Below are 25,066 nucleotides of genomic sequence, written 5' to 3'. Positions count from 1 at the left end.
CAATTGTGCTAATGTTTAAACTTTTAAGGTACAAAAAATTTCGCCTCGGCATTTCAAGGAGATGACAATGCTCAATATGTGGCAACAACTTTATGACCCTTTAAATAATATTTGGCTGTCTAGTGCGGTTGCATTAATCCCGATTATTTTCTTCTTTTTGGCATTGGCTGTTTTTCGTTTAAAAGGCAGTATCGCAGGTACAGGCACAGTCATTATTGCACTATTGATTGCGCTCTTTTTCTATCAAATGCCGGGTCAAATGGCCTTTGCGTCAATCATTTACGGTTTCTTCTATGGTCTATGGCCAATTTCATGGATCATTATTGGGGCAGTTTTTCTATACAAAATTTCAGTAAAAACAGGCCAGTTTGAGGTTATTCGCTCAAGCATTTTGTCAATTACCGAAGACCAACGTCTACAAATGTTATTGGTTGGTTTTGCATTTGGTACTTTCCTTGAAGGAGCAGCGGGTTTTGGTGCTCCTGTAGCAATTACCGCTGCACTGCTTGTTGGTTTAGGCTTTAAACCACTCTACGCTGCTGGTTTATGCTTGATTGTAAATACAGCGCCAGTGGCATTTGGTGCGATGGGTATTCCAATTATTGTGGCAGGGCAGGTTTCTGGTGTAGACACCATGGAAATTAGCCAGATGGTAGGTCGTCAGTTGCCGTTTTTAACGCTGATTGTGCTGTTCTGGATTATGGCGATTATGGATGGCTGGCGTGGTGTTAAAGAAACTTGGCCTGCGGTAGTCGTTGGTGGTGGTTCGTTTGCGATAGCCCAATATCTTACATCTAACTTCATTGGTCCTGAGTTACCAGACATTACCGCTGCAATTGCGTCATTAGTGAGCTTGACTGTGTTGTTCCGTTTCTGGAAACCAAAACATATTTTCCGTTTTGAACCTGAAGCTGGTCAAACTTTGACTCAGCAACCTACTACGGTTCAACGTTACAGTATTGGGAAAATTGCTAAGGCGTGGTCTCCATTTGCTATTTTAACGGTCATGGTGACGATCTGGAGCATTAAGCCATTTAAAGCATTATTTGCAAAAGATGGTGCTCTTGAACACTGGATTTTTAAACTTGAAGTGCCGTATTTGCACAAATTGGTCGAAAAAATGCCGCCAATTGTGGCAGAGATGAAGCCATACGAAGCGATTTATAAGTTTGACTGGTTCTCTGCAACAGGTACTGCAATTTTTATTGCTGCAATCATCACTGCTATTTTCTTAAAAATGAAAGCAAGTGAGGCAGTAACAACCTTTGGTGAAACACTTAATGAGTTGAAAACACCGATTTATTCAATTGGTATGGTGTTGGCGTTTGCTTTTATTGCGAACTATTCAGGTTTATCTGCTACTTTGGCTTTAGCTCTATCGCATACGGGTCATGCGTTTACTTTCTTCTCGCCATTTTTGGGCTGGCTTGGTGTGTTCCTTACGGGTTCAGATACCTCTTCAAACGCTTTGTTTTCGGCATTACAGGCGACTACAGCGCAGCAAATTGGTATTCCAGAAGTGTTATTGGTTGCTGCGAATACCAGTGGCGGCGTGACAGGTAAGATGATTTCTCCACAGTCGATTGCGATTGCGTGTGCAGCGGTAGGCTTAGTTGGAAAAGAGTCTGACTTGTTCCGTTTCACGGTAAAACATAGCATCATATTCACTGTCTTTGTTGGCATCATTATTACGGTTCAGGCTTATCTGGTGCCGTGGATGATTCCATAACTCCAGTGAAGGAAACGCGATGAGAATCTCCGATCAAGTGGTCATGAAATTGCAGGCATTAATTGAAGAGCGTCACATGAAAAAAGGTGACCGCTTGCCTGCCGAACGCCAGCTTGCAACTAGCTTAGGAGTTTCTCGTCCGTCTTTGCGTGAAGCAATTCAACAGCTCAATAGTCAAGGGGTGCTCAGTAGCCGCCGTGGCGATGGGACTTATATTCAGCAGTTACCTGAACAGTGGCCACAGCAACTGATTGTGAACCCGATTAGCAACCTGATTGAAGAAGATCCGTTATACCGTTTCGATGTGCAAGAGGCGCGGTTATTACTTGAAGGTGGCACGGCATGGTATGCCGCATTGCGCTCAACGCCTGAAGATCGCGCCAAAATTCATCATTATTTTAATGAAATTAGTCGCCACCAAAATGCAGGTGACTCAGCACAGGCTGCTGTGGCTGATGCTGAATTTCACTTAGCAATTGCTGAAGCATCTCACAATGTGGTGCTGATTCAAATGATGCGTAGCCTGTTTGATTTGTTGCAATACAACGTCTTGCTAGGACGTAAGAAAGTTTATAACGACCCCATAAATGGTGACTTGCTAAGCGAGCAGCATTTTCAGGTGATGGATGCTATTGATCGTAAAGATCCCGAGGCCGCACGCCAAGCTGTCTGCGGTCATATTGAATTTGTGATTAATCATGTGCGTTCTCTGGATGAAGACGAAGCTCGCCAGAAACGTGCAAATCGTTTAAGTAGAGTTGATTCAAAATGATTATTTCTTCTGGCAATGATTACCGTGCTGCTGCACAACGTCGCTTACCTCCATTTTTATTTCATTACATTGATGGTGGAGCGTATTCGGAATATACCTTAAAGCGTAACGTACAAGATTTGTCAGAAATTGCATTGCGTCAACGTGTGTTGAATGACATGTCAGCGTTAAGTTTAGAGACAAAACTGTTTAACGAAACGCTGTCGATGCCGGTTGCATTGGCACCAGTTGGTTTAACGGGGATGTATGCACGCCGTGGTGAGGTGCAAGCCGCGATGGCAGCCGACAAAAAAGGTATTCCATTTACGCTTTCAACGGTTTCGGTATGTCCGATTGAAGAAGTTGCACCTGCAATTAACCGCCCGATGTGGTTCCAGCTTTATGTATTACGCGACCGTGGTTTTATGCGTAATGCTTTAGAACGTGCAAAAGCGGCAGGCTGCTCAACACTGGTATTTACCGTCGATATGCCTGTACCGGGTGCACGTTATCGTGATGCACATTCGGGTATGAGTGGGCCAAATGCCGCAATGCGTCGTTATATGCAGTCGATGTTTCATCCGCACTGGTCATGGAATGTTGGCTTAATGGGCCGTCCGCACGACTTGGGTAATATCTCTAAATATTTAGGCAAACCGACTGGCCTTGAAGACTATATTGGCTGGTTAGGCTCGAACTTCGACCCATCTATTTCATGGAAAGACCTTGAGTGGATTCGTGAGTTTTGGGATGGCCCAATGGTGATTAAGGGTATTTTAGATCCTGAAGATGCCAAAGATGCTGTGCGTTTTGGTGCTGACGGGATTGTGGTGTCGAATCATGGCGGTCGTCAGTTAGATGGCGTGATGTCGTCTGCTCGTGCATTGCCTGCAATTGCTGATGCAGTGAAAGGTGATTTAGCAATTTTGGCTGACTCTGGTATTCGTAATGGTTTAGATGTGGTGCGTATGTTAGCTCTTGGTGCCGATACAGTGTTACTTGGCCGTGCTTTTGTGTATGCCTTGGCAGCAGCAGGTGGACAAGGTGTGTCGAACTTGCTTGATTTGATTGATAAAGAGATGCGTGTTGCGATGACGCTCACGGGTGCTAAGTCGATTTCGGATATTAATGCGGATTGTTTAGTACAGGCAATGAAGCAAGGTTTTTAAGAAATAACTTTTTTAAGTGAAGCAGTAAGCACAGCCTTAAAATTTGGTGATTTGCTAATGTTTTGCGTATAGGCATTTGTCACTTTTGAAAGGTCAAAAGTAACCAAAAACCTTTTGTTGAGCAAACAGTACTTCCTTGTACGGTTGCTCAACAGGCGGCATCCCTGCCGCCAACGCGTAGCCAATTTGAATTAAATCTAACACCTAGAGATTAGCTGCTAGTGTTAAGCGTCACTTACAGCCTGCGTGGTATGAGCAAAGTTTTGTTTTTGCAATGTAAATTGAAAAATGGATACAGCGAATAGGTTCTGTAAGTGACAATGGTTTTGATCTTGCGTAGCTTTAGTCGCTACTCATGCCAAAACAAAAGTAATGGAATTAGCTACTTTAAATATTAGTTCTAAATGGAAAAACTCCCTTGAGCTTTTCTGATTTTTAAAAAACTATGTGGTAGGGATGACCAAAGGGAAACCATCATGCAAACATTTTCTCCTCAAGCAGTGATCGAACGTTTACAAAATATTGTAGGGCGTTCGCATGTGTTGATCGATGATCAAAGCACGCGTCAGTACCGCCAAGGTCGTCGTTTTGGTGAGGGGAAAGTGCTTGCTGTAGTGGTGCCAGGAACCTTGCTAGAGCAATGGCAGGTACTTCAAGCTGCTATTGAGGCAGACTGTATTGTCATTATGCAGGCGGCCAATACAGGGCTTACTGGTGGTTCAACCCCATATGGCGATGATTATGACCGTCCTGTTTTAGTGATGAGTACCCGCCGTTTAAAGGGCATTCAAGTTATTCATGACGGTAAGCAAGTGATTTGTTTACCGGGTGCGACCTTAGATAATTTAGAGCAAATTTTAAAAGGTTATGACCGTGAACCGCATTCAGTAATTGGTTCATCGTGTATTGGAGCATCGGTACTGGGTGGGGTGTGTAATAACTCTGGTGGTGCGTTGGTACGTCGTGGTCCTGCGTATACTGAACTGGCGTTATATGCTCAGGTGAATGCTGCTGGTCAATTAGAACTAGTGAACCATTTAGGGGTGAATTTAGGTTCGACTCCCGAAGAGATTTTGACGCGTTTAGAGAAGCAGCAATATCAAGCCGTAGATATTTTAGATGATAGCGAAAAGCAGGCATCGGACCATCGCTATGCGCACGATGTAACCCAAGTTGATGAAGATACGCCTGCCCGTTTTAATGCAGATCCGTCACGTTTGTTTGAGGCATCGGGTTCGGCAGGTAAAGTCTGTGTGTTTGCTGTACGCCTTGATACTTATGAAAAAGTAGAAAGTAATGTCTTTTATATTGGTACTAATGATGCTGATGATTTAACAGCGATTCGCCGTTATTTACTGACTTCACTGCCAAGTCTACCGATTGCAGGTGAGTATATTCACCGCGATGCTTATTTAATTGGTGAAAAGTACGGGAAAGACACGTTCTTATTTATTGAAAAATTTGGTACAGCCAATGTTCCAAAAGCTTTTGCGATGAAAGACAAAGTCGATGGCTTTTTAGAACGATTTAAAATTAAAGGCTTAACGGATCATATTTTACAGGCCATTACCTTTTTTTTACCGAATCATTTGCCTAAGCGTATGACTGAATATCGAGATCGTTATGAGCACCATTTAGTTTTACGTGTTGAAAATAATTCAAAAGCTCAGACCGAGCAGTTTTTAAAAGAATATTTTGCAGTGCATCCGTCAGGTCACTATTTCGTATGTAGTGAAGAGGAAGGACGAAAGGCGTTCTTACACCGTTTTGCGATTGCAGGAGCTGCAATTCGTTATCGTGATACGCACCGTAGTGAAGTTGAAGATATTGTGGCGCTTGATATTGCCTTACGTCGTAATGATCGTGAATGGGTAGAGCAACTACCTGCTGAAATGGAAAATAAAATTCTCCATAAGCTCTATTATGGGCATTTCTTTTGCCATGTGTTCCATCAGGACTATATTCTTAAAAAGGGCAATGACCCGTTAGAAATGGAACATCAAATGTGGAAGTTGTTAGACGCGCGCCGTGCTGAATATCCAGCAGAGCATAATGTTGGGCATCTTTACATTGCCAAACCTGCATTAGCGAACTTCTATCAAAAACTCGACCCAACCAATAGCTTTAATGTGGGGATTGGGCATACCTCAAAACTGAAATATTGGGGCAAAGCTAAATCTTAATATCGAGACATAAAAAAAGGCGCCGAAGCGCCTTTTTTTATAGATGTCTTATGCAGCTTCTACTGATTTAGCAAGTACTTCAGCCATCGCTTTAGCAACAGTATAAACATTGTTCATGTTTAAGCCTGCTACACAAATACGACCACTACGTACTAAGTAGATTGCATATTCTTCACGCAAGATATCAACTTGTTCAGCAGTTAAACCAGTGTAGCTGAACATACCTTTTTGGTTTACAAGGTAGCTAAAGTCACGGTCTGGTAATGCTTTAGTAAGTTCGTCTTTCAAGATGCTACGCATTTTAATAATACGCTCACGCATCTCTTTCACTTCACCTTGCCATTGTTGGTTAAGTTCAGCGTCATTTAACACTTCATCAACTAACCAAGCGCCTGTAGTAGGAGGGCTAGAGTAAATACGGCGTACAGTCGCTTTTAACTGACCAAATGTGCACTGAGCAGCTTCTGCATCATCACATACGAAAGTTAAGCCGCCAACGCGCTCGCCATATAAAGAGAAGATTTTAGAGAACGAGTTGCTCACAATGAAGTTTAGACCCGCTTGGTCTAAAGCACGGATTGCATACGCATCTTCTTCCATACCGTCACCAAAACCTTGGTAAGCGATGTCTAGGAATGGAATAAGGTTACGGTCTTTTAATACTGCAATCACTTGATCCCACTGTGCTGGGTTTAAGTCAGCACCCGTTGGGTTGTGGCAGCATGGGTGCAACAACACAATGCTTTGCTCAGGCAAAGTTTTAAGTGTAGAAAGCATACCGTCAAAATCTACACCACGTGTTTCGTTATCGAAATATGGGTAGAAATGAGTTTTGATGCCAGCGCCATTGAAAATCGCAACGTGGTTATCCCAAGTTGGTTGGCTTACCCAAACGTCAGAATTTGGGAAATAAGTTTTTAAGAAATCTGCACCAACTTTCAATGCACCTGAACCACCAAGCGTTTGGATGGTTACAGCACGACCAGCTTTAACTGCTGGGCTGTTTGCACCAAATAAAAGTGCTTGAATTGCTTCACGGTAAGGTTTGAAGCCTTCCATTGGCAAATAAAGTTTGGTTTTACCGTTTTTAGGCTCAATACGCTTTTGCGCCTCAATAATGGTCTCTAACTGAGGAACAATACTGTCTTCGTTATAATAAAGACCAATACTCAAGTTTACTTTTTCAGAACGAGTATCAGCATTGAACTGTTCCATTAAAGAGAGAATTGGATCGCCTGCGTATGGGGGGATATGTTGAAACATCAAAAAAGTCCTTTCATTCAACAATATGCATAGTGCTGGTTTTTTCTGTCTCGAAAAATACGCCACAACTATGTCGATGTTCAATAATGTATCAATAAAGCTACCGTGAAGCACCTGATAATTTCACTAATATCGATATTTTCTGGCTGAAAATAATAAAAAGTTTTAAAAGAAATTACGGTAAATAGATACTAATTTATAACTCATGCTTTCATTCAAGCAGATTGTCTACAATCTTGCTGTAATACATTGGTTGTAGACTAAAGTTTGAAACAAAAGTTTATTGACTAAAAAGCAAGCTATAAATAGTCATAAAACTATAGATAAATTGAAGCTAAATTATTGTTTTATAAATATTAAATTGAAGTTGGTGTAATGCTTTAAATATAAGGTGAAATGTCAGCCCTAACGATAAAAATTGACCTGATGCGTTCTATAAAGTGTCAACAATCACCTTGATTTTTTTCATTCATACCGCTATAAAAGCCATAATTGATTAAAAATTGTCGACAATATGCAAGATTTGACCTTCGCACCAGAGCCACTACAAAGTCAGGGAAGAACACTGACCGAGAATGTATTTAAACAAATACAGACGGCTATTGTTTTGGGTCAAATTCCGGCAGGTAGCAAAATTTCTGAACCTGAGCTGGCACGGACTTATGGCATTAGCCGTGGGCCTTTGCGTGAAGCAATTCATCGCCTTGAAGGTCAACGTTTGGTTGAGCGTACTGCACATGTGGGAGCGCGCGTGGTTTCGCTCTCACTGCAACAGTTCAAAGAGCTTTACCAAATTCGAGCTTCTTTAGAGGGGTTGGCTTGCAAACTTGCTGCACAGCATATTGATAAAAAGCAAATTTTGGCGCTACGTGATGTTTTGCGTATGCATGCTGAAGATGAAAACTTTAAAGCAGGTAAAGGATATTACTTGCAAGAAGGGCAGGACGATTTTCACTATTGCATTATCAAAAGTAGTGGCAATAAAACCCTAGAAAAAATGCTATGTGATGAGCTTTATCACCTCATCCGTATGTACCGAATTCAGTTTTCAAACACACCCGATCGACCGAGCAAAGCTTGGGACGAACATATCCGTATTTTAGATGCAATTGCAGAAGGCGATGGTGAACTTGCCGAGCTGCTCATGCATCGACATATCAATGCTTCTTACAAAATTATTGAGCAAACACTGCTACAAGCACAAGGAGAACATAACAATGGCTAAACAATCCGCAGGTCAGCTATTTCGCGATGCAGTAGCCCAAGAAAAGCCATTACAAGTGGTTGGAACCATTAACGCCAATCATGCACTTTTGGCAAAACGTGCAGGTTATAAAGCGATTTACTTATCAGGTGGTGGTGTAGCCGCTGGTTCTTTAGGTTTACCTGATTTGGGAATTAGTAACCTTGATGATGTGTTGACAGACGTACGCCGTATTACTGATGTATGTGATCTTCCATTATTGGTTGATGCAGACACAGGTTTTGGTGCTTCTGCATTTAACATTGCTCGTACTACAAAAGCACTGATCAAGTTTGGTGCCGCTGCAATGCACATTGAAGACCAAGTGGGCGCAAAACGTTGTGGTCACCGTCCGAACAAAGCCATTGTGACTCAAGAAGAAATGGTTGACCGTATTAAAGCAGCAGTCGATGCACGTGGTGATGACAGCTTCGTGATTATGGCGCGTACCGATGCATTGGCTGTAGATGGCTTACAAGCTGCAATTGACCGTGCGGGTGCCTACATTGAAGCGGGTGCAGACATGTTGTTCCCTGAAGCAATTACCGAGCTTGATATGTACAAGCAATTTGCTCAGAAGACTGGCGCACCAATTTTGGCAAACATCACAGAGTTTGGTTCTACACCACTGTTTACTACTGAAGAGTTAGCATCTGCCGATGTAAGCCTTGCGCTTTATCCGCTTTCTGCTTTCCGTGCCATGAACAAAGCAGCCGAAACTGTGTATGAAACCTTGCGTAAAGAAGGTACTCAAAAGAACGTGGTTGATATTATGCAAACGCGTAAAGAGCTATATGAACGCATTAATTACTATGCGTTTGAAGACTACTTAGACAACGCATTTGCTAAAAAGAAGTAATAAATTAAAAAGTTGATTAATTGGAATCTGATACTCGGAGGCGTCATCTGCAACTGTTTGAGGCAGGACTACATTTTTTAAAATTGATTCTGCGATAGATAGGATATTCGATGGTTGTGGACGAGTTTTGCAGATGACAATGGTTTTGCCTACTTTTCCCGAAATGAGAAACATCGTTTCGTAAGGTAGGTCGAACCGAAGGTTAATCCTGAAATAAGAAGTGAAAATGGTACGACTCCGTCGTGCTTAATAAATAAATTCAGATAGATAGGAAAGGACAATCTTATGAGCTCAAATGAAACAACAACAGGCTTCAAACCAAAAAAATCAGTTGCACTTAGTGGACAAGTTGCAGGCAACACAGCACTTTGTACCGTAGGACGTAGCGGTAACGACTTGCACTATCGTGGCTATGACATTCTTGACCTTGCAGCGGGTAGCCAGTTTGAAGAAGTTGCTCACTTGCTCGTACATGGCAAATTACCAAACAAAGCTGAACTCAAAGCGTATAAAGCAAAATTAAAAGCACTTCGTGGTTTACCTGCAGCACTTAAAACAGCACTTGAACAACTTCCTCCATCTGCACACCCTATGGATGTGATGCGTACTGGTGTTTCAGTGCTAGGTTGCTTAACGCCAGAACACGAAGACCATAACGAAGCGGGCGCAAAAGACATTGCTGATAAATTAATGGCAAGCCTAGGCTCAATGCTGCTTTATTGGTACCACTTCAGCAACAACGGTCGCCGTATTGAAACTGAAACAGATGACGACTCAATTGCAGCGCATTTCTTACATTTACTTCATGGCGAAAAACCATCTGAAGAATGGATTCAAGCAATGCATACTTCACTTATTTTGTATGCTGAGCATGAGTTTAACGCATCTACATTTACGTCACGTGTGGTTGCAGGTACAGGTTCTGACATGTACTCGGCAATTACAGGTGGTATTGGTGCACTTCGTGGACCTAAGCACGGTGGTGCAAACGAAGTTGCATTCGTGATTCAACAACGTTATGACAACGCTGATGAAGCAGAAGCTGACATCCGTAAACGTGTTGAAAATAAAGAAGTTGTGATCGGTTTCGGTCACCCTGTATATACAGTTTCTGACCCACGTAACGAAGTTATCAAGAAAGTTGCGCATGACTTAGCAGAAGCACAAGAGAACACCAAAATGTACCTCATCGCTGAACGTTTAGAAGCAGTGATGAAAGAAGTGAAAAACATGTTCCCGAACCTCGACTGGTTCAGTGCGGTGAGCTATCACTTAATGGGTGTTCCAACTGCTATGTTCACACCATTGTTCGTAATTGCACGTACAGCAGGTTGGTCAGCGCACGTGATTGAACAACGCCAAGACGGCAAAATCATTCGTCCAAGCGCGAACTACACAGGCCCTGAAAACCTCAAATTCAAACCATTGGCGGAGCGTGGTTAATGAACACAAAATACCGTAAACCGCTGGCAGGCACCCAGCTTGAATATTACGACGTGCGTCAAGCCGTTGAAGATATTCAGCCAGGCGCATACGAAAAACTGCCTTACACCTCTAAAGTACTCGCAGAGCAATTGGTACGCCGTGCCGATGCCGAGAACTTAACTGCTTATTTAACGCAGTTAATTGAACGCCGTCAGGACTTGGACTTTCCTTGGTATCCTGCGCGCGTGGTGTGTCATGATATCTTGGGTCAAACTGCATTGGTTGACCTTGCAGGTTTGCGTGATGCGATTGCTGACAAAGGCGGTGACCCATCTAAAGTTAACCCAGTTGTGCCGACTCAGCTTATTGTCGACCACTCTTTAGCGGTGGAATATGGTGGTGCTGACCCAGACGCTTTTGCAAAAAACCGTGCTGTTGAAGACCGTCGTAACGAAGACCGTTTCCACTTTATTGAGTGGACCAAAACTGCATTTAAAAATGTCGATGTGATCCCTGCGGGGAACGGCATTATGCACCAGATTAACCTAGAGAAAATGTCTCCGGTCATTCAGGCGCGTGATGGCGTGGCATTCCCAGACACATGTGTAGGTACAGACTCACACACGCCACATACAGATGCTTTGGGCGTAATTTCTGTGGGCGTGGGTGGCTTAGAAGCTGAAAACGTAATGTTAGGCCGTGCATCTTGGATGCGTCTGCCAGACATTATTGGTGTTGAGTTTGTAGGTCAGCGTCAAGCAGGCATTACTGCAACAGATATCGTACTTGCTTTAACAGAGTTCTTGCGTAAAGAGCGCGTAGTGGGTGCTTACCTTGAGTTCTTTGGTGAAGGTGCTGACAGCATGTCTGTAGGCGACCGTGCAACCATTTCGAACATGACACCAGAGTATGGCGCTACTGCTGCGATGTTCTACATCGACCAAAACACAATCGACTACTTACGCCTCACAGGTCGTGAAGATACTCAAGTGGCATTGGTTGAACAGTACGCAAAAGAAATCGGCCTTTGGGCATCTGACATGTCCAAAGCAGAGTACCCACGTGTACTACGTTTTGACCTATCAAAAGTAACACGTAACATTGCTGGTCCATCAAACCCACATGCACGTGTTTCAACTGCGGACTTAAAAGAAAAAGGTATTGCGGGTGTTGTTGAAAACCGTTCTGATGGCTTAATGCCAGATGGCGCAATCATTATTGCTGCAATTACTTCATGTACCAATACGTCTAACCCGCGTAACACTGTGGCGGCAGGTTTGCTGGCACGTAAGGCAAATGAGCTTGGTTTGGTTCGTAAACCTTGGGTGAAATCATCATTTGCACCGGGTTCAAAAGCGGCTGCACTTTACCTTGAAGAAGCAGGCGTTCTAAAAGACTTAGAGCAACTTGGTTTTGGTATTGTGGCTTACGCTTGTACGACATGTAACGGTATGTCTGGTGCGTTAGATCCAGTTATCCAACAAGAAATTATTGACCGTGACCTGTACGCAACAGCAGTACTGTCTGGTAACCGTAACTTCGATGGCCGTATCCATCCATATGCAAAACAAGCATTCTTGGCATCTCCACCGCTTGTTGTGGCGTATGCAATTGCGGGTACCATTCGTTTTGACATCGAAAAAGATGCGTTAGGTCATGACAAAGAAGGTAACCCGATTTACCTCAAAGACATCTGGCCATCTGACGCTGAAATTGATGCATTAGTAAAAGAAGCCGTGAAGCCTGAACAGTTCCGTAAAGTCTACATTCCAATGTTTGACTTGGGCGAAGTTGAACAAGCGAAGAGCCCGCTTTACGACTGGCGTCCACAAAGTACTTACATCCGCCGTCCGCCATATTGGGAAGGGGCGTTGGCTGCACCACGTACTTTGGCGAACATGCGTCCGCTTGCGATTTTGGGTGACAACATCACTACTGACCACTTGTCGCCTTCAAATGCGATTTTGATGGACTCGGCTGCGGGTGAATACCTTCATAAAATGGGCGTACCAGAAGAAGATTTCAACTCATACGCAACGCACCGTGGTGACCATTTGACTGCACAACGTGCAACATTTGCTAACCCGAAACTTTATAACGAAATGGTGGTTCGCTCAGACGGTACCATTAAGCAAGGTTCAAAAGCGCGTGTAGAGCCAGAAGGCGAAGTGATGCGTATGTGGGAAGCGATTGAAACCTACATGAACCGTAAGCAACCGTTAATCATTATCGCGGGTGCTGACTACGGTCAGGGTTCAAGCCGTGACTGGGCTGCGAAAGGTGTACGTCTTGCAGGTGTTGAAGCGATTGTGGCAGAAGGTTTTGAGCGTATTCACCGTACCAACTTGGTGGGTATGGGCGTGTTGCCACTTGAGTTTAAACCGGGTGTAAACCGCAAGACTTTAAAACTAGATGGTACAGAGCTTTATAGCGTGATTGGTAATATCGCGCCGCGTTCAACTTTAACTTTAGTGATTGAACGTGCTACAGCGGATGGTAAAGAAGAGATTCTTGAAGTGCCTGTGACTTGCCGTTTAGATACAGAAGAAGAAGTTTCTGTATATGAAGCGGGTGGTGTATTACAGCGTTTTGCACAAGACTTTTTAGAAGGTCAAGTGGCTTAGCCATTAAAATAACTAAATAAGCCCCATAATAGTGGGGCTTATTTGTTGAAAAAATAAACTTAATATAATATAAATCAAACTTATATTTAGTACTTAATAATTAAGATGAATGAGATTAATAAATTAAAAGGATTAGGTGGTTGGTTAACTTTAGTTGGGATAGCCTTAATTATTTCTCCTATTAGGCTGATTGTAACTGGTTACCAGACTTACTATCCTATGTTTTCAGAAGGGGTGTTTAATTTATTAACTTCAGTTGACTCTCCATACTATCATCCACTTTGGAAATATTATCTTTCTTGGGAAATAGTAGCTAATATACTTTTAGTCTTAATTTCCTTTATTTTGCTATACTTATTCTTTAGAAAACATTCTCTTTTTCCAAAATTATTTATATCATTTTGCGTTTTAATTATAATTCTTATTCTTGTGGATGCATTATTAATAAAATTAATATTACCTAATGAAGAGGTTTTTGATAACGATACTTCAAAGGAGCTTATGAGAAGTATCTTTTATGGAATGATTTGGATTCCATATATGCTGTTTTCTAAAAGAGTAAAAGCAACTTTTGTAGAGAAATAAATATTTTTTAAATCCACTCTAATTGAAATAATTTTATATTTTAATTTGGTTTTAAAATCATAATTGTTTTAAATAAAAAAAGCCCGACATCCTGTCGGGCTTTTTCGTATTTGGTTGCTAGATATGACTCCTGTCGTATCTCACGATCCTGATGCATGAACCTATTATTGTTGTTTTATGTTCCGGAACATCCTGTTCCTGTATGAGTTCATATTAGAAAAAAAGCAGAGGGTAGCCAATCCGCTAAATCCCTAAATCTGTGTAAGATAAATCGTACAAATAACATTTTTTGCATTTATGCCATCATCATCGGGCGAAATGGACAATTGACATTCACTTTAAGTGGGTTATATTCCTGTTTAATATATATACGATTATAGGAATGTAATCATGGTAACAGCTGGCGAAAAACCCGGAACAGGCTTCTATTTCTGTGCTCAGTGCGGTCATAGAGTGTTTTTAGAAATTAATACCGACCCTTTACCACCTTGCACCAAATGCTACTGCACGCAATTTAAACGTTAAGAATGAAATAATATTTGCGTTTGCATTTAACAAAAAGCCCTGTCACCTGATGGGGCTTTTTGTTAATTTAAAAATAAGACTTACATAACAAGACCCGTGATGGGCATGAAAAGGAAACCGTTATGGAAACAATATTGGGTTTATGTATTGGCGTGGGCCTGAGCGCTGCCTGCGGTTTTCGCGTGTTTGTACCGCTATTGGTCATGAGCATCGCCACCATGATGGGATGGTTTGAGCCATCAAAAGGCTTTGAGTGGTTAGCTTTGCCATCGGTGTGTTTGGCTTTAGGCGTGGCAACGGTATGTGAAATTGCAGCCTACTATATTCCGTGGGTCGATAATGCTTTAGACACAGTTGCAACTCCTGCGGCGATGATTGCAGGTACGCTTACCACAATGGCTGTGAGTAGTGGGGAAATGTCTCAGTTTGCTACTTGGGCAGCAGCGATTATTGTGGGCGGTGGTACGGCAGGTGTTGTGCAAATGAGTACCGTCGCTGCACGCGGTGTTTCGACTGCAACCACAGGTGGTTTAGGGAACTTTGTTGTGGCGACAGGGGAGTGGATTGGAGCAATCTTACTTTCGGTTTCAGCAATGTTAGTGCCTGCGCTTGTGGCAATAGTGGTGCTGATTGCGGTTATTTGGGTGGTGCGTTGGATTCGCCATAAAAAGCAAGAACAGGCGCATAGTCCTTTGTAATTAAGGAAATATATTAAATTCAGAGAATATCAGTACATTTGCAAAAGAATAATCAAAATGACTTTAAAAACACATATTGAATTTCGTTCAGATCATTTCCCCCGTGTTCCTAATGAAATTGGTCAAGAAGAACATATTTGGGGATACAGACTAGCTCAGTATTTATCAAATAGATTAATTGATTCTGGCTTTGATGTATCAGATTTTATAAAAGAAGACTGGGGATATTTGATCCCTTTAAAGAATGATGAATTTAAAGATATTTGGATTGGATGTAACCATTACGCGGAGTTTGATAATGGATTTTTAGTGTTTATAAATCCTTTTAATCCTATTGTTCGGAAAGGATTTTTTAAGAAAATAGATATATCCGATAAAATAAACCAAATTAGTCAGGCACTTGAGATGATCTTAATGAATGACCCTTTAATTTATGCTCAGCGTTGGTGGTTAGACGAAGATATGAAACTAATTACCAAATAAATTTTAGACCATAAAAAAAGCCCGACATCCTGTTGGGCTTTTTCGTATTTGGTGATTAGATATGACTCCTGTCGTATCTCACGCTCCTGGTGCTAGAACCTATTATTGTTGTTTTATGTTCCGGAACATCCTGTTCCTGTATGACTTCATATTAGGAAAAAAGAAGGGTGTCGCCAATCCGCAAAATCCCTAAAAGTTTGTAGGTTAAAACTTACATTAGAAATGTGGTGTGGGGTATTTTGTAGTTACAGAGGGGGCTTACTTTTATAACTAACCATTTAGAGTCGAGAGAAGAATAAGAGTTGTTATTGATAACAATATGTTATGTTTAAGTTTGATTGTAAAAAGAACAATTTTTTGGGAGAAATAAATAAATGACCGTTATGTTGGTAAAACCTCATTTAAAGTTTAAAGAAAGTTATAACAACTATATTAATGAATTAGCAGATGAAGATCGCCACCCTTTGACCACAGAGTTTGACCATACAGATTTTGAAAGTTTTTTGAATAAACTGAGAGATTATGAAAAAGGGGAGTCCCTAGAAGAAGGGCATGTTCCTAACATTACATATTGGTTAGTAGAAGATAATGAAGTTATTGGTGCATCTAACTTGCGCCTTAAACTCAATGAACAGATTGAATATTGTGGTGGGCATATTGGTTTAGGTATTCGTCCCTCTAAACGTGGACAGAATTTTGGCTCGAAATTGTTGGAACTTACAATTGAGGAGGCGTGGAGGTTAGGTCTAACAGAGTTACATATACATTGCTATAAATCTAATTTAGCTTCTGCAAAAACCATTCAAGCAAACAATGGCCGCCTTCATTCTGAAATTACTCTTGATCAAGTGGTTCAAAGATATGTGGTGTATAAAACTCTATAAGAATTTTCTTTTAAATTATTTTTAACGTAAATAGAAAAAGCCCGACATCCTGTCGGGCTTTCTTGTATTTGGTGATTAGATATGACTCCTGTCGTATCTCACGCTCCTGGTACTTGAACGTATTATTGTTGTTTTATGTTCCGGAACATCCTGTTCCTGTATGAGTTCATATTAGGAAAAAAGCAGAGTGTCGCCAATCCGCAAAATCCTTAAAAGTTTGTAGGAAAAAACGTACATAGCGAAATGATTTAACTTTTCAAAGTGAATATGAATAATAGCCATCTTGTTGCTTTAAGAAAAAATCGAATGCGTATTAGAAAATCTTCAAGACTATTGGTTATTAATGAAAATCATCAAATCCTATTATTTCAATTCACTCATACAAATGATGCCTTAGCTGGACAATCCCATTGGGCAACCGTAGGTGGAGGACTGGAAGAAGGGGAAACCTTCGAGCAAGCAGCTTGCCGCGAACTTTATGAAGAGTTAGGTGTCGTTAGGCAAAATGTAGGCACTCATGTTGCAACACGCAATTTTAAAATGATGCTACCAAGTGCGGAAGTTGTGACTGCTGATGAAAGACTCTTTATTGTTTTTATTAAGAATGAAGAAGTGAACACATCGAACTGGACTGAACAAGAAAAGCTTGTGATTAATAAAAGTCGGTGGTGGATGCTTGATGAACTAAGACAAACTGACGAAATTGTTTATCCAAACAACATTCCTAGTATTCTTATAGATAGTCGGCCAGAAATTTTTAAACCCTAAATATTCAGATATAAAAAAAGCCCAACATCCTGTTGGGCTTTTTCGTATTTGGGTACTAGATATGACTCCTGTCGTATCTCACGCTCCTGGTGCTTGAACGTATTATTGTTGTTTTATGTTCCGGAACATCCTGTTCCTGTATGACTTCATATTAAGAAAAAAGAGGGGTGTCGCCAATCCGCAAAAACCTTAAAAGTTTGTAGGATAAAACGTACAAGCTACTATTCGTCTTGAGGTAAAGGCCAAAGAATATCTTTGTTTTGCTTGAATTTTTTGTACCAATATTGGCTTATCAGCGCTTTGTCATCTCTATCGAAATGATAAACGAATATATCTAAAGCTTCATTTAGGTCGAAGTCATAGCGAAACTTGGCAGTAGCTAAATGATCTTGTATTTCAAATAACTGATTAAATATAGGTAAAGTTTCTTCATAAGCTAACAATTGAATTTGTTGAAGAAGTTCTTTTATTTGAAGTTCATAAGCATCTAAAACTCTTGCCAGATCAATCCTTACATCTCTATAGGTGATAAGTCTTTGCTCAAATTCATCCCATGTGTGGTTCATTCTAATAAATGTTCAAAAGTTGAATGTAAGCACAGCATAACTGGATTGGTTATAAAGTTGATGTGATTTTTAAAAATGCTCGTTCGGCAAATCAAACAACTTAGGCCTCTGTGTCACAACAGACTTTAATTTTTTGCGCTGATTTAAAGTACAACACCATTGCGACACAGAGATAAAGAGCTAAGCCAATGCTTAGCCCAGACTACTTTTGTCACACCGCTGCATGGTGCTTAAAAAAGTAGGGGCAAAGTCCTGTGGGAGAACAGGACTTTGCAAACTGACATGTTCTAGACCTTGCATCAGCTTGGGGGTGTAGACTTGCTCAAGTCGCTGGTAAATACAGTCACAGCTCGACTCGCTATGCCCACCTGACAGGCAAATTTTTTCAAACTCCTGATGAGTCTTTGGGTCGTAAATCGAAACACCGTAGCTGCCTAGAATGAAACTTAAAGCCAAAAGCGGTTTATAAATTTTCATATTATTCTCATGATTATTTATGCGTATAACTAAAATAAAAATATAATGACTTTGAGATTTAAAATAATTTTATAAATAAAAGTTAATCCTCCTATAAATACAGGAAAATAAAATAATTAAAATTTTAAAATAAAAATAGTTTATAAATTTAAAAAAATAAGGCGTAAAAACCTAAATTTTAAATCAATAAAATAGTTAAAAAACAGAGAAAACGAGATTAAAAAACGTCATGGTCAACTCCTTAAAATTATGGAGTTCTACCACCAAATCACCGCGAATTAATTTGGGTGGTAGAACGGAAAGGGGTTGACAGACTGGCCTCGTAGAACCAGCACGCGCGGGGCGTCCCCCTCCCGTCCTACCGCAAAGAAAGGGGACGCAAGGGTCTAACGATTTATAGATTGTACTATAAACCGCTACGAGGTTACGGTCTGTCAAAACCGTCTGGCAATGTAGGCCAGCAACGAGATAATAATCGGTGATTTTAAATACGTCAATTTAATATTTAAAATATTTTTGATTTAATAATAAAATTAAATAGATTTTAAAATAAAAATATTATTATTAACTTTTTATTTATATTCGATGAGAAAAAATAATAAATATAGAAATATTTTGCCAGTTCCAAAAAAGAACTTGATTGTTAAGATCTATTTTTGTCGTTTTTATAGAGATAAGAATGGAACGAGTTGTCATCACAGGTATGGGAATTAATTCTTGTATTGGAAATACATTAGAGACAGTAACCGAGTCCTTAAAAGCAGGCCGCTCTGGCATTCGCTATAACGATGTCTATGCAAAACTAAACTTTCGAAGTCATGTGAGTGCCAATGCCGAAATGAATTTTGAAAATATTAATCCAGAACTAAAAAAACACATGGGCGTTTGCGCCATGTATGCTTACAACTCGGCACTCGATGCGCTACAACATGCCGATCTTAATGTAAATGACATTGCCAACAACTCAAAATATGGCGTGATTGGAGGCACAGGTGGCAGTTCGACAGCGTCTATCATCGACATGCTGCATAGCTTAAAAGAAAAAGGCGCAAACGAAGTATCACCTTATTTAGCATCACGCTATCTTACAAATACGGTTAGTTCTAACTTAGCAAATGCTTTCAACCTAAAAGGTATATCTCAATCCGTTGCGAGTGCCTGTGCGACTTCAGCCGATGCAATTGGCTATGCATATCACCTTATTGCCGCTGGTAAACAAGACCTCATGCTCGCTGGCGGCGGCGAAGAAGACCATTGGTCGCAAACCGCAATATTCGATGCGATGGGCGCCTTATGCTCTAAATATAACGATGCACCAGAAACGGCTTCACGCCCATATTCAAAAGATAACGATGGCTTTGTGATCGCTGGCGGCGGTGGCATGGTGGTTTTGGAGTCTTTAAGTCATGCCCAAAAACGCGGAGCAAAAATTTTGGCAGAAGTGGTTGGCTATGCTGCCAATAGTGACGGTGTCGATATGGTGGCTCCGAGCGGTGAAGGCGCGACGCGCTGCATTAAACTGGCACTCGCAGAAGCCAAACAAAACGGCTCTGACACCATCGACTATATCAACACGCATGGGACTTCAACGCCGGCAGGTGACATTCCCGAACTATTGGCTATAGAAAGAGCTTTTGGTGGCGAAAAAGTACCGCCACTCAGTTCGACCAAGTCCATGACGGGGCATAGTTTGGGTGCAGCAGGCGTACACGAAGCTATTTATTCTATTTTAATGCTGCAAAATAACTTTATTGCGCCGAGTATTAATATTACCGAACTGCGCGAAGAAGCTAAAAAGTTCGATATTGTTCAAACAAGCCGAGAAACTGAACTCAAAACAGTCATGAGTAATAGCTTTGGTTTTGGTGGGGTAAATACATGTCTGGTTTTTAGAAAATGGGAAGGGTAATTTAAATACGAAATATATATGGGCTTTAGAAAAAGAATAAAAAGTGGCCCCTACAGTTTTATAAGTAATCGAAATTTATGGTTAAATTGGTTTATATTTACTGTCTTTAAATTAAAAATTAATAGAAAGATGAAAAAAATTTTAGTATTAGTCATGGTCATCTTAAGTTCACAAGTTTCTTGTGCTCAAAAAAGTGAGAATAAAACCGAAATGAGTATTAAAAATTCTAATTCTATTGTCATTCAACAATTAGAACAGTTTAAAACACAAGATCATTTTACTGGAGATGGACAGCTATATACGGGTGTTCAAGAGCCTGCATTAGCTATAAGTTTAAATCGCAAAGTTGCTGATACTGCGCAAGCTTTTATTACTCTCTATCAACAAAAGAATGAGCCAACCAAGGCCGAACTTTTACATGTCCTTGCTCATGGAATCAGTCAAATCGATCCTGATACGCTTGATACAGAAGATCGAGAACAAGTGGCAACAACATTTGAAAGTTTTCTCGATATTGTAGGCCTAGAAAGTTCCGAAGGAATTTTAAATAAATGGGTATACGGTGAAGCAATAGGTAAGTTATTAGAGCAGGATCAACATTAAGTTTTGACAACTGTAATTATGCGGACTGAGATACTATTTATAGTTCAGATAAAATGAATTCAGAACAGCTAATACAAGTATTTCAAACTAAAGTTGCTCGTAGTCAAAAATCACGTAAAAAGCTGAAAAAAAGAGTTTTTACATAGATAAAAACTGTATAAATCTAAGTATTTGACCTTATATTCAATCAAATATAAAGAAGCGTATTTTATACGCTTCTCCTATGCCTAATTTGCTTTTCATCAGCTATTAAATTCTTGCTACTAGCCAGATTAAAGTAGTCATTTCTATTCAATCATAAGACATAGTTTAAGCAGCTTGAATGGCTTCACCACACAGAGAAACCGTTTCTTGTTTATGCTGGTGTAAGTACCAGAACTGATCTGCAACTGTTTCTGGATGTACCGCGTAGGTTTTATCCTTCGCTTCAGGTGTTCCATCTACGAAACCGTTTACAATCACTTGGCTCACATAAACATTTGAGTCAGCAAGACTATGAGCAAGTAAGTTGGTGGCCTTGTATTGAGCGGCAGCGGTGGTTGCTAACGATGAATATTCTTTGGCAACCAAGTCGATGCCCACTGCATCGAAAGCAAAAATTCCATTTGTCGATAAAATACTACCGTGGTTCTTTTCTAAATCACGTAAGCAAGCTTGTACCGTCGCAATATAGCTCGAAACACGAATATGAAAACTTTTAGTAAGCTCTAATGGAGGGGTTTTTAAGATATTGCCTTCAATATCATGGAAAGCATTCCAATGAATATTTTTAATCTCTCCTAATTGATCTTTAATACGTTTAATAAGGTTTGGTATATCTTCAAGAACCGCTAAATCACATGTAAAAGCGTAAGCTTCAATACCTTGTGTTTTAAGTTCTAAAATGGCTTTTTCGAGTTTTTCAGCATTACGTGCCACTAAACCGATTTTATAGCCTTCTTTACCAAACTTATGTGCTACGGCTTTGGAAATACCTGTTCCATAACCAAAAATTATAATATTGTTGTTCATTATAAAGTTCCAAAAAACCAATTATTTGGTTAGAAATAGTTTATAATATGTTTTTATAATGTATTCAAGCGAAAAAATTAAATCTAAAAATAATGCAGAAAGAACAAGTCAAAAATATGAAAAACACTCATCAATCAGTTTGGTTTGAATAGTCCGGATGGCATAGCTTTTATTAAATATTTTTAATTTTATAAAAAATATAGAGTCGTCATTTTCAAATTGCAGAAATGTTTACCTATCAAATAATTTTTTAGTTTGACTTCTTTATTAGTCTATTTTAAATTAATTGGAACGATCGTTCCTGTTAAGTGTGTTTATGCGAACCAAAGAATTTGAAACTGATGAAATTGCTGATGCTGCAATGCAGGTTTTTTGGCGTCGTGGTTATGCTGCAACTTCAGTTCAAGACTTGGTTGATGGTACGGGGCTATCTAGAAGTAGCCTTTACAGTACCTTTCAAAACAAACAGGGTCTTTATCAAAAAGCGTTACAGCGTTATGAACTTTTAACCACGCTTAACAATGTGAAGCTGTTGTCTGGTTCAGGTTCACCAAAAGCACTGATTCGGCAATTATTGATAAATGTGGTTGAAGATGAGCTGAATGATTCAGAACACAAAGGCTGTCTTGTAGCAAATGCTTGTTTAGAACTGGCTGGGCATGATGAAGATGTCTCTCAATTCGTTGCAAGTAACCTACAGAAACTTCAACATGCTTTAGAGAGTTTATTAATTAAAGCTCAACAATCTGGTGAAATTACTTCTACCCAAAACCCGCGTGCATTAGCAAGTTTCTTTCTAAACACTATGCAAGGTTTACGTGTTTTAGGGAAAGGCAGTCCAGTTGAACAAAGAAAGCAATGTTTAATGGATGTAGTCGAGGTTGCTTTAAACGTTTTATAAAACTCATTTAAACCTTAACTATGATTGAGCTGAATAGTTAAGGTTTTTATTTAACTTAAATTGGAATGATCATTCCAAAATAATGATTTTAGTTCACATGGAGAACAAATGTCTTCCCAACCTAACCTGATAAAACAAACATATAGCGATGCAGAGCAGAGTAAGTACGCTTTAAAAGAATTTGAGAGAAAAGCTTTATGAATACTAAGAGTAATGAAACATCTCATCAGTTAACTGATGAATTCTCTACTCAATTACCAATTTGGAAACTGTTGGCTTTTACAGTTGCAGGCTTTCTGACCATTATGACAGAAACCATGCCAGCAGGGCTTTTGCCTCAAATCAGTCAAGGCTTACATATTTCAGAAGCTTATGCAGGGCAGCTTATAGCAGTGTATGCTTTAGGTTCTGTTTTAGCGGCAATACCGCTAATTAGCCTTACGCGTAGTTGGAATCGGAGACCCTTATTACTCAGTGCTATTGCAGGGTTACTTGTATTTAACGCGATTACTGCCTTATCAAATGACTATACTCTGACTTTGATTGCTCGTTTTATTGCAGGGATGGCAGCGGGTGTTATTTGGGGGCTTTTAGCGGGTTATGTAAGACGCATGGTCTCTGCATCGTATCAGGGACGAGCTTTAGCAATCGCTGGAGTTGGGCAACCCATTGCTTTATCAATAGGGGTGCCTTTGGGTGCATGGTTGGGAACATTGTTTGAGTGGCGTGGCGTGTTTTGGATCATGTCTTTATTGGCATTGATTTTATTTATCTGGATTCGTTTTAGTATTCCTGATTTTGCAGGGCATTCAGCGCAAAAAAGATTACCCATTTTAAAAGTTCTTTTAATGCCGGGCATTAGAGCTGTTTTAGCAGTCGTCTTCCTTTGGATATTGGCGCATAGCATTCTCTATACTTATATTTCATCATTTCTGGCCTCGACAGGGCAGACATATAACGTTGAGACTATCCTGTTTATATTCGGTATTTCCTCAATTGTCGGGATTCTCATTACAGGCATGTTTATCGATCGTTCATTAAGAAAAATAACGCTTTTAAGCTTATTTATCTTTGCTATCGCAACAGCGCTGTTAGGTGTTTATAGTTCTTCAAGCTTTGTCGTGCTGGTGGGTGTTGTGTTATGGGGAGTTACTTTTGGTGGGGCTCCGACATTATTACAAACAGCCTTGGCAAATACTGCGGGTCACGAAGCAGATGTAGCGCAGTCTATGTTGGTCACTGTATTTAACCTTGCTATCGCATTTGGTGGAATGATTGGCGGAGGATTGCTTGAAAGTTTTGGGGCAGCTTCTTTTCCGTGGTTTATGCTGGCTTTTGCCGTGATCGGGTTATTTACTGTTTACCATGCTCGTAAACATGGTTTTATTTCTTCATAAAAGACTTTTGCCCTTCATGACTAAAAAATGAAGGGTAATTTACTTTTTATAGGCTGGTGCCTAATTGCTCAAAACAGTTAATGCTTTGGTAAAATAAACCGAAAAATACAAATAAAATGGAATTTAAATATAACTAGTTATTAGTAAATGGGAATAAATTCTTTTAAATTTGTCTAATGGCGTAAAAATTCCCAAAAATATTAAAAATTAGCTTTTCTTAGAAAAACAATCCCGCAGGGTGCTGGCTAAACTATATCTCAAGGGTGTGATAGGGATCGAAAAGAGTAGCATGCACCAAAACGTATAACGTTAGTGTGTACTCACCCAAAAGGTCTCGATTCGGCTTAGGACGCTATAGATCAAAAGTTTATAGGCATAAGGTTCTAACTTACAAAGTTATAATTGTTGAAGTAAACCATAGATGTTTTCCCTTGACACCCTAAAAAATTCTCTATAATAAAAACGATACTTTACAAGAATATAATTTATGAATAAGCCTTATCTTTCTGCTTTACCTAGCGACAGTAAAATCTCATCTCAATTGAACAATGCTTACTTCCACGACTCGTGGAGTATTGTGCTGGGTCAGCCCGACCTGAATGTATTTGGGCAGCTTATTAAGCTATTTCAACACACTCCAGCGTGGATAGAGTGGAGCATGAATATGCGTAATAAAATTACTTCAATAATTGGGCTTAAAGACTTAGGAAGTTTTAAGCAAATAGATACGAATAAAAAAGAAAATGAGTATGTCGCAGGTGACCGAATTGGAATTTTCACCTTACGACAACGTACCGAAAATGAATTAGTGATTGGAGACGATGACAAGCACTTAAATGTGACTTTATCTGTTTATAAGAATGAAAAGACTCAAGTACTCACCATAACTACAGTGGTGCATATTAAAAATTGGCTTGGAAGACTCTACATGGTTCCTGTGATTCCTGCACATCGAAAAATAGTGCCAGCAACTTTACAAATATTGGGTTAAAGCATTATTTTTATTTACGATG

General features: G+C 40.1%; 23 protein-coding genes. 19 read left to right on the top strand and 4 right to left on the bottom strand.

What is annotated here, in order from left to right:
• Positions 1 to 61: 61 nt before the first annotated feature.
• From lldP to dld, 4 genes are all read left to right on the top strand, one after another.
• Positions 62 to 1,729 (top strand): L-lactate permease, encoded by a 1,668-nt coding sequence (gene lldP / locus NE363_RS17920; RefSeq protein WP_191016104.1) that lies wholly within the window; start codon positions 62 to 64, stop codon positions 1,727 to 1,729.
• A 37-nt stretch (positions 1,730 to 1,766) separates the two neighbouring features.
• Positions 1,767 to 2,501, top strand: a complete 735-nt coding sequence (lldR, locus tag NE363_RS17915) for a transcriptional regulator LldR (protein WP_445536399.1) — start codon at positions 1,767 to 1,769, stop codon at positions 2,499 to 2,501.
• The gene (gene lldD, locus NE363_RS17910; RefSeq protein WP_004706043.1) at positions 2,498 to 3,649 is read left to right on the top strand and encodes an FMN-dependent L-lactate dehydrogenase LldD; all 1,152 of its coding nucleotides are present in this window, start codon (positions 2,498 to 2,500) and stop codon (positions 3,647 to 3,649) included. Before lldR ends, lldD begins: the two co-directional genes overlap by 4 nt.
• Positions 3,650 to 4,125: 476 nt before the next feature.
• On the top strand, positions 4,126 to 5,832 hold the full coding sequence (gene dld / locus NE363_RS17905) for a D-lactate dehydrogenase (RefSeq protein WP_445535559.1): 1,707 nt from the start codon (positions 4,126 to 4,128) through the stop codon (positions 5,830 to 5,832).
• Positions 5,833 to 5,880: 48 nt separating this feature from the next.
• On the opposite strand, the gene NE363_RS17900 is transcribed toward dld, so the two are convergent.
• Entirely contained in the window at positions 5,881 to 7,095 is a 1,215-nt protein-coding gene (locus NE363_RS17900; protein ID WP_004706039.1) for an amino acid aminotransferase, read from the bottom strand.
• 514 nt (positions 7,096 to 7,609) lie between these two features.
• Here NE363_RS17900 and NE363_RS17895 point away from each other — a divergent pair.
• The 10 genes from NE363_RS17895 to NE363_RS17850 all read left to right on the top strand — a co-directional run bounded on the left by NE363_RS17895 (position 7,610) and on the right by NE363_RS17850 (position 17,189).
• Positions 7,610 to 8,320 (top strand): GntR family transcriptional regulator, encoded by a 711-nt coding sequence (locus NE363_RS17895; protein WP_001153627.1) that lies wholly within the window; start codon positions 7,610 to 7,612, stop codon positions 8,318 to 8,320.
• A complete protein-coding gene (gene prpB / locus NE363_RS17890; protein ID WP_004706036.1) occupies positions 8,313 to 9,197 on the top strand; it encodes a methylisocitrate lyase in 885 nt (294 codons plus the stop codon). The genes NE363_RS17895 and prpB overlap by 8 nt, the downstream gene beginning before the upstream one ends.
• 285 nt (positions 9,198 to 9,482) lie before the next feature.
• Entirely contained in the window at positions 9,483 to 10,640 is a 1,158-nt protein-coding gene (prpC, locus tag NE363_RS17885) for a bifunctional 2-methylcitrate synthase/citrate synthase (protein WP_077169730.1), read from the top strand.
• Positions 10,640 to 13,246 (top strand): Fe/S-dependent 2-methylisocitrate dehydratase AcnD, encoded by a 2,607-nt coding sequence (acnD, locus tag NE363_RS17880; RefSeq protein ID WP_445535558.1) that lies wholly within the window; start codon positions 10,640 to 10,642, stop codon positions 13,244 to 13,246. The genes prpC and acnD overlap by 1 nt, the downstream gene beginning before the upstream one ends.
• A 105-nt stretch (positions 13,247 to 13,351) precedes the next feature.
• Entirely contained in the window at positions 13,352 to 13,831 is a 480-nt protein-coding gene (locus NE363_RS17875; RefSeq protein WP_133223994.1) for a DUF2569 domain-containing protein, read from the top strand.
• A 390-nt stretch (positions 13,832 to 14,221) separates the two neighbouring features.
• Positions 14,222 to 14,356 carry a zinc ribbon-containing protein gene (locus tag NE363_RS17870; protein ID WP_001983336.1) on the top strand — a complete coding sequence of 45 codons (135 nt, stop codon included), beginning with the start codon at positions 14,222 to 14,224 and terminating at the stop codon, positions 14,354 to 14,356.
• A 122-nt stretch (positions 14,357 to 14,478) separates the two neighbouring features.
• The gene (locus tag NE363_RS17865) at positions 14,479 to 15,054 is read left to right on the top strand and encodes a DUF4126 domain-containing protein (protein WP_031952078.1); all 576 of its coding nucleotides are present in this window, start codon (positions 14,479 to 14,481) and stop codon (positions 15,052 to 15,054) included.
• Between the two features lie 57 nt (positions 15,055 to 15,111).
• The gene (locus tag NE363_RS17860; RefSeq protein ID WP_445535557.1) at positions 15,112 to 15,537 is read left to right on the top strand and encodes a hypothetical protein; all 426 of its coding nucleotides are present in this window, start codon (positions 15,112 to 15,114) and stop codon (positions 15,535 to 15,537) included.
• Between the two features lie 374 nt (positions 15,538 to 15,911).
• Entirely contained in the window at positions 15,912 to 16,421 is a 510-nt protein-coding gene (locus NE363_RS17855; protein ID WP_343569941.1) for a GNAT family N-acetyltransferase, read from the top strand.
• A 267-nt stretch (positions 16,422 to 16,688) separates the two neighbouring features.
• The gene (locus NE363_RS17850) at positions 16,689 to 17,189 is read left to right on the top strand and encodes an NUDIX hydrolase (protein ID WP_445535556.1); all 501 of its coding nucleotides are present in this window, start codon (positions 16,689 to 16,691) and stop codon (positions 17,187 to 17,189) included.
• Positions 17,190 to 17,410: 221 nt separating this feature from the next.
• Here the strand turns inward: NE363_RS17850 and NE363_RS17845 are convergent, their stop codons facing one another.
• On the bottom strand, positions 17,411 to 17,755 hold the full coding sequence (locus tag NE363_RS17845; RefSeq protein WP_445535555.1) for a hypothetical protein: 345 nt from the start codon (positions 17,753 to 17,755) through the stop codon (positions 17,411 to 17,413).
• Positions 17,756 to 17,947: 192 nt separating this feature from the next.
• A complete protein-coding gene (locus tag NE363_RS17840) occupies positions 17,948 to 18,232 on the bottom strand; it encodes a hypothetical protein (protein WP_046127467.1) in 285 nt (94 codons plus the stop codon).
• 679 nt (positions 18,233 to 18,911) lie between these two features.
• Between NE363_RS17840 and NE363_RS17835 the strand changes: the two genes are divergently transcribed.
• Positions 18,912 to 20,141 carry a beta-ketoacyl synthase N-terminal-like domain-containing protein gene (locus tag NE363_RS17835; RefSeq protein ID WP_445535554.1) on the top strand — a complete coding sequence of 410 codons (1,230 nt, stop codon included), beginning with the start codon at positions 18,912 to 18,914 and terminating at the stop codon, positions 20,139 to 20,141.
• Positions 20,142 to 20,270: 129 nt separating this feature from the next.
• A complete protein-coding gene (locus tag NE363_RS17830; RefSeq protein WP_445536398.1) occupies positions 20,271 to 20,744 on the top strand; it encodes a DUF4844 domain-containing protein in 474 nt (157 codons plus the stop codon).
• A 309-nt stretch (positions 20,745 to 21,053) separates the two neighbouring features.
• Here NE363_RS17830 and NE363_RS17825 read toward each other — a convergent pair whose 3' ends face one another.
• Positions 21,054 to 21,755, bottom strand: a complete 702-nt coding sequence (locus tag NE363_RS17825; protein ID WP_019457949.1) for an SDR family NAD(P)-dependent oxidoreductase — start codon at positions 21,753 to 21,755, stop codon at positions 21,054 to 21,056.
• Between the two features lie 316 nt (positions 21,756 to 22,071).
• Between NE363_RS17825 and NE363_RS17820 the strand changes: the two genes are divergently transcribed.
• The 3 genes from NE363_RS17820 (at position 22,072) to NE363_RS17810 (ending at position 25,044) form a co-directional block, all read left to right on the top strand.
• Positions 22,072 to 22,656 (top strand): TetR/AcrR family transcriptional regulator, encoded by a 585-nt coding sequence (locus NE363_RS17820; protein ID WP_174725104.1) that lies wholly within the window; start codon positions 22,072 to 22,074, stop codon positions 22,654 to 22,656.
• Between the two features lie 197 nt (positions 22,657 to 22,853).
• Complete coding sequence (locus NE363_RS17815; protein WP_445535553.1) at positions 22,854 to 24,053, top strand: MFS transporter; 1,200 nt, start codon at positions 22,854 to 22,856, stop codon at positions 24,051 to 24,053.
• 487 nt (positions 24,054 to 24,540) lie between these two features.
• Positions 24,541 to 25,044: a DUF2867 domain-containing protein gene (locus NE363_RS17810; RefSeq protein ID WP_445535552.1), complete on the top strand. Its 504-nt coding sequence runs from the start codon at positions 24,541 to 24,543 to the stop codon at positions 25,042 to 25,044.
• The last annotated feature ends 22 nt before the right edge of the window (positions 25,045 to 25,066 follow it).

It is taken from the genome of Acinetobacter sp. G18, from assembly GCF_052660225.1.
This window is presented reverse-complemented; position numbering and strand designations above follow the sequence as displayed.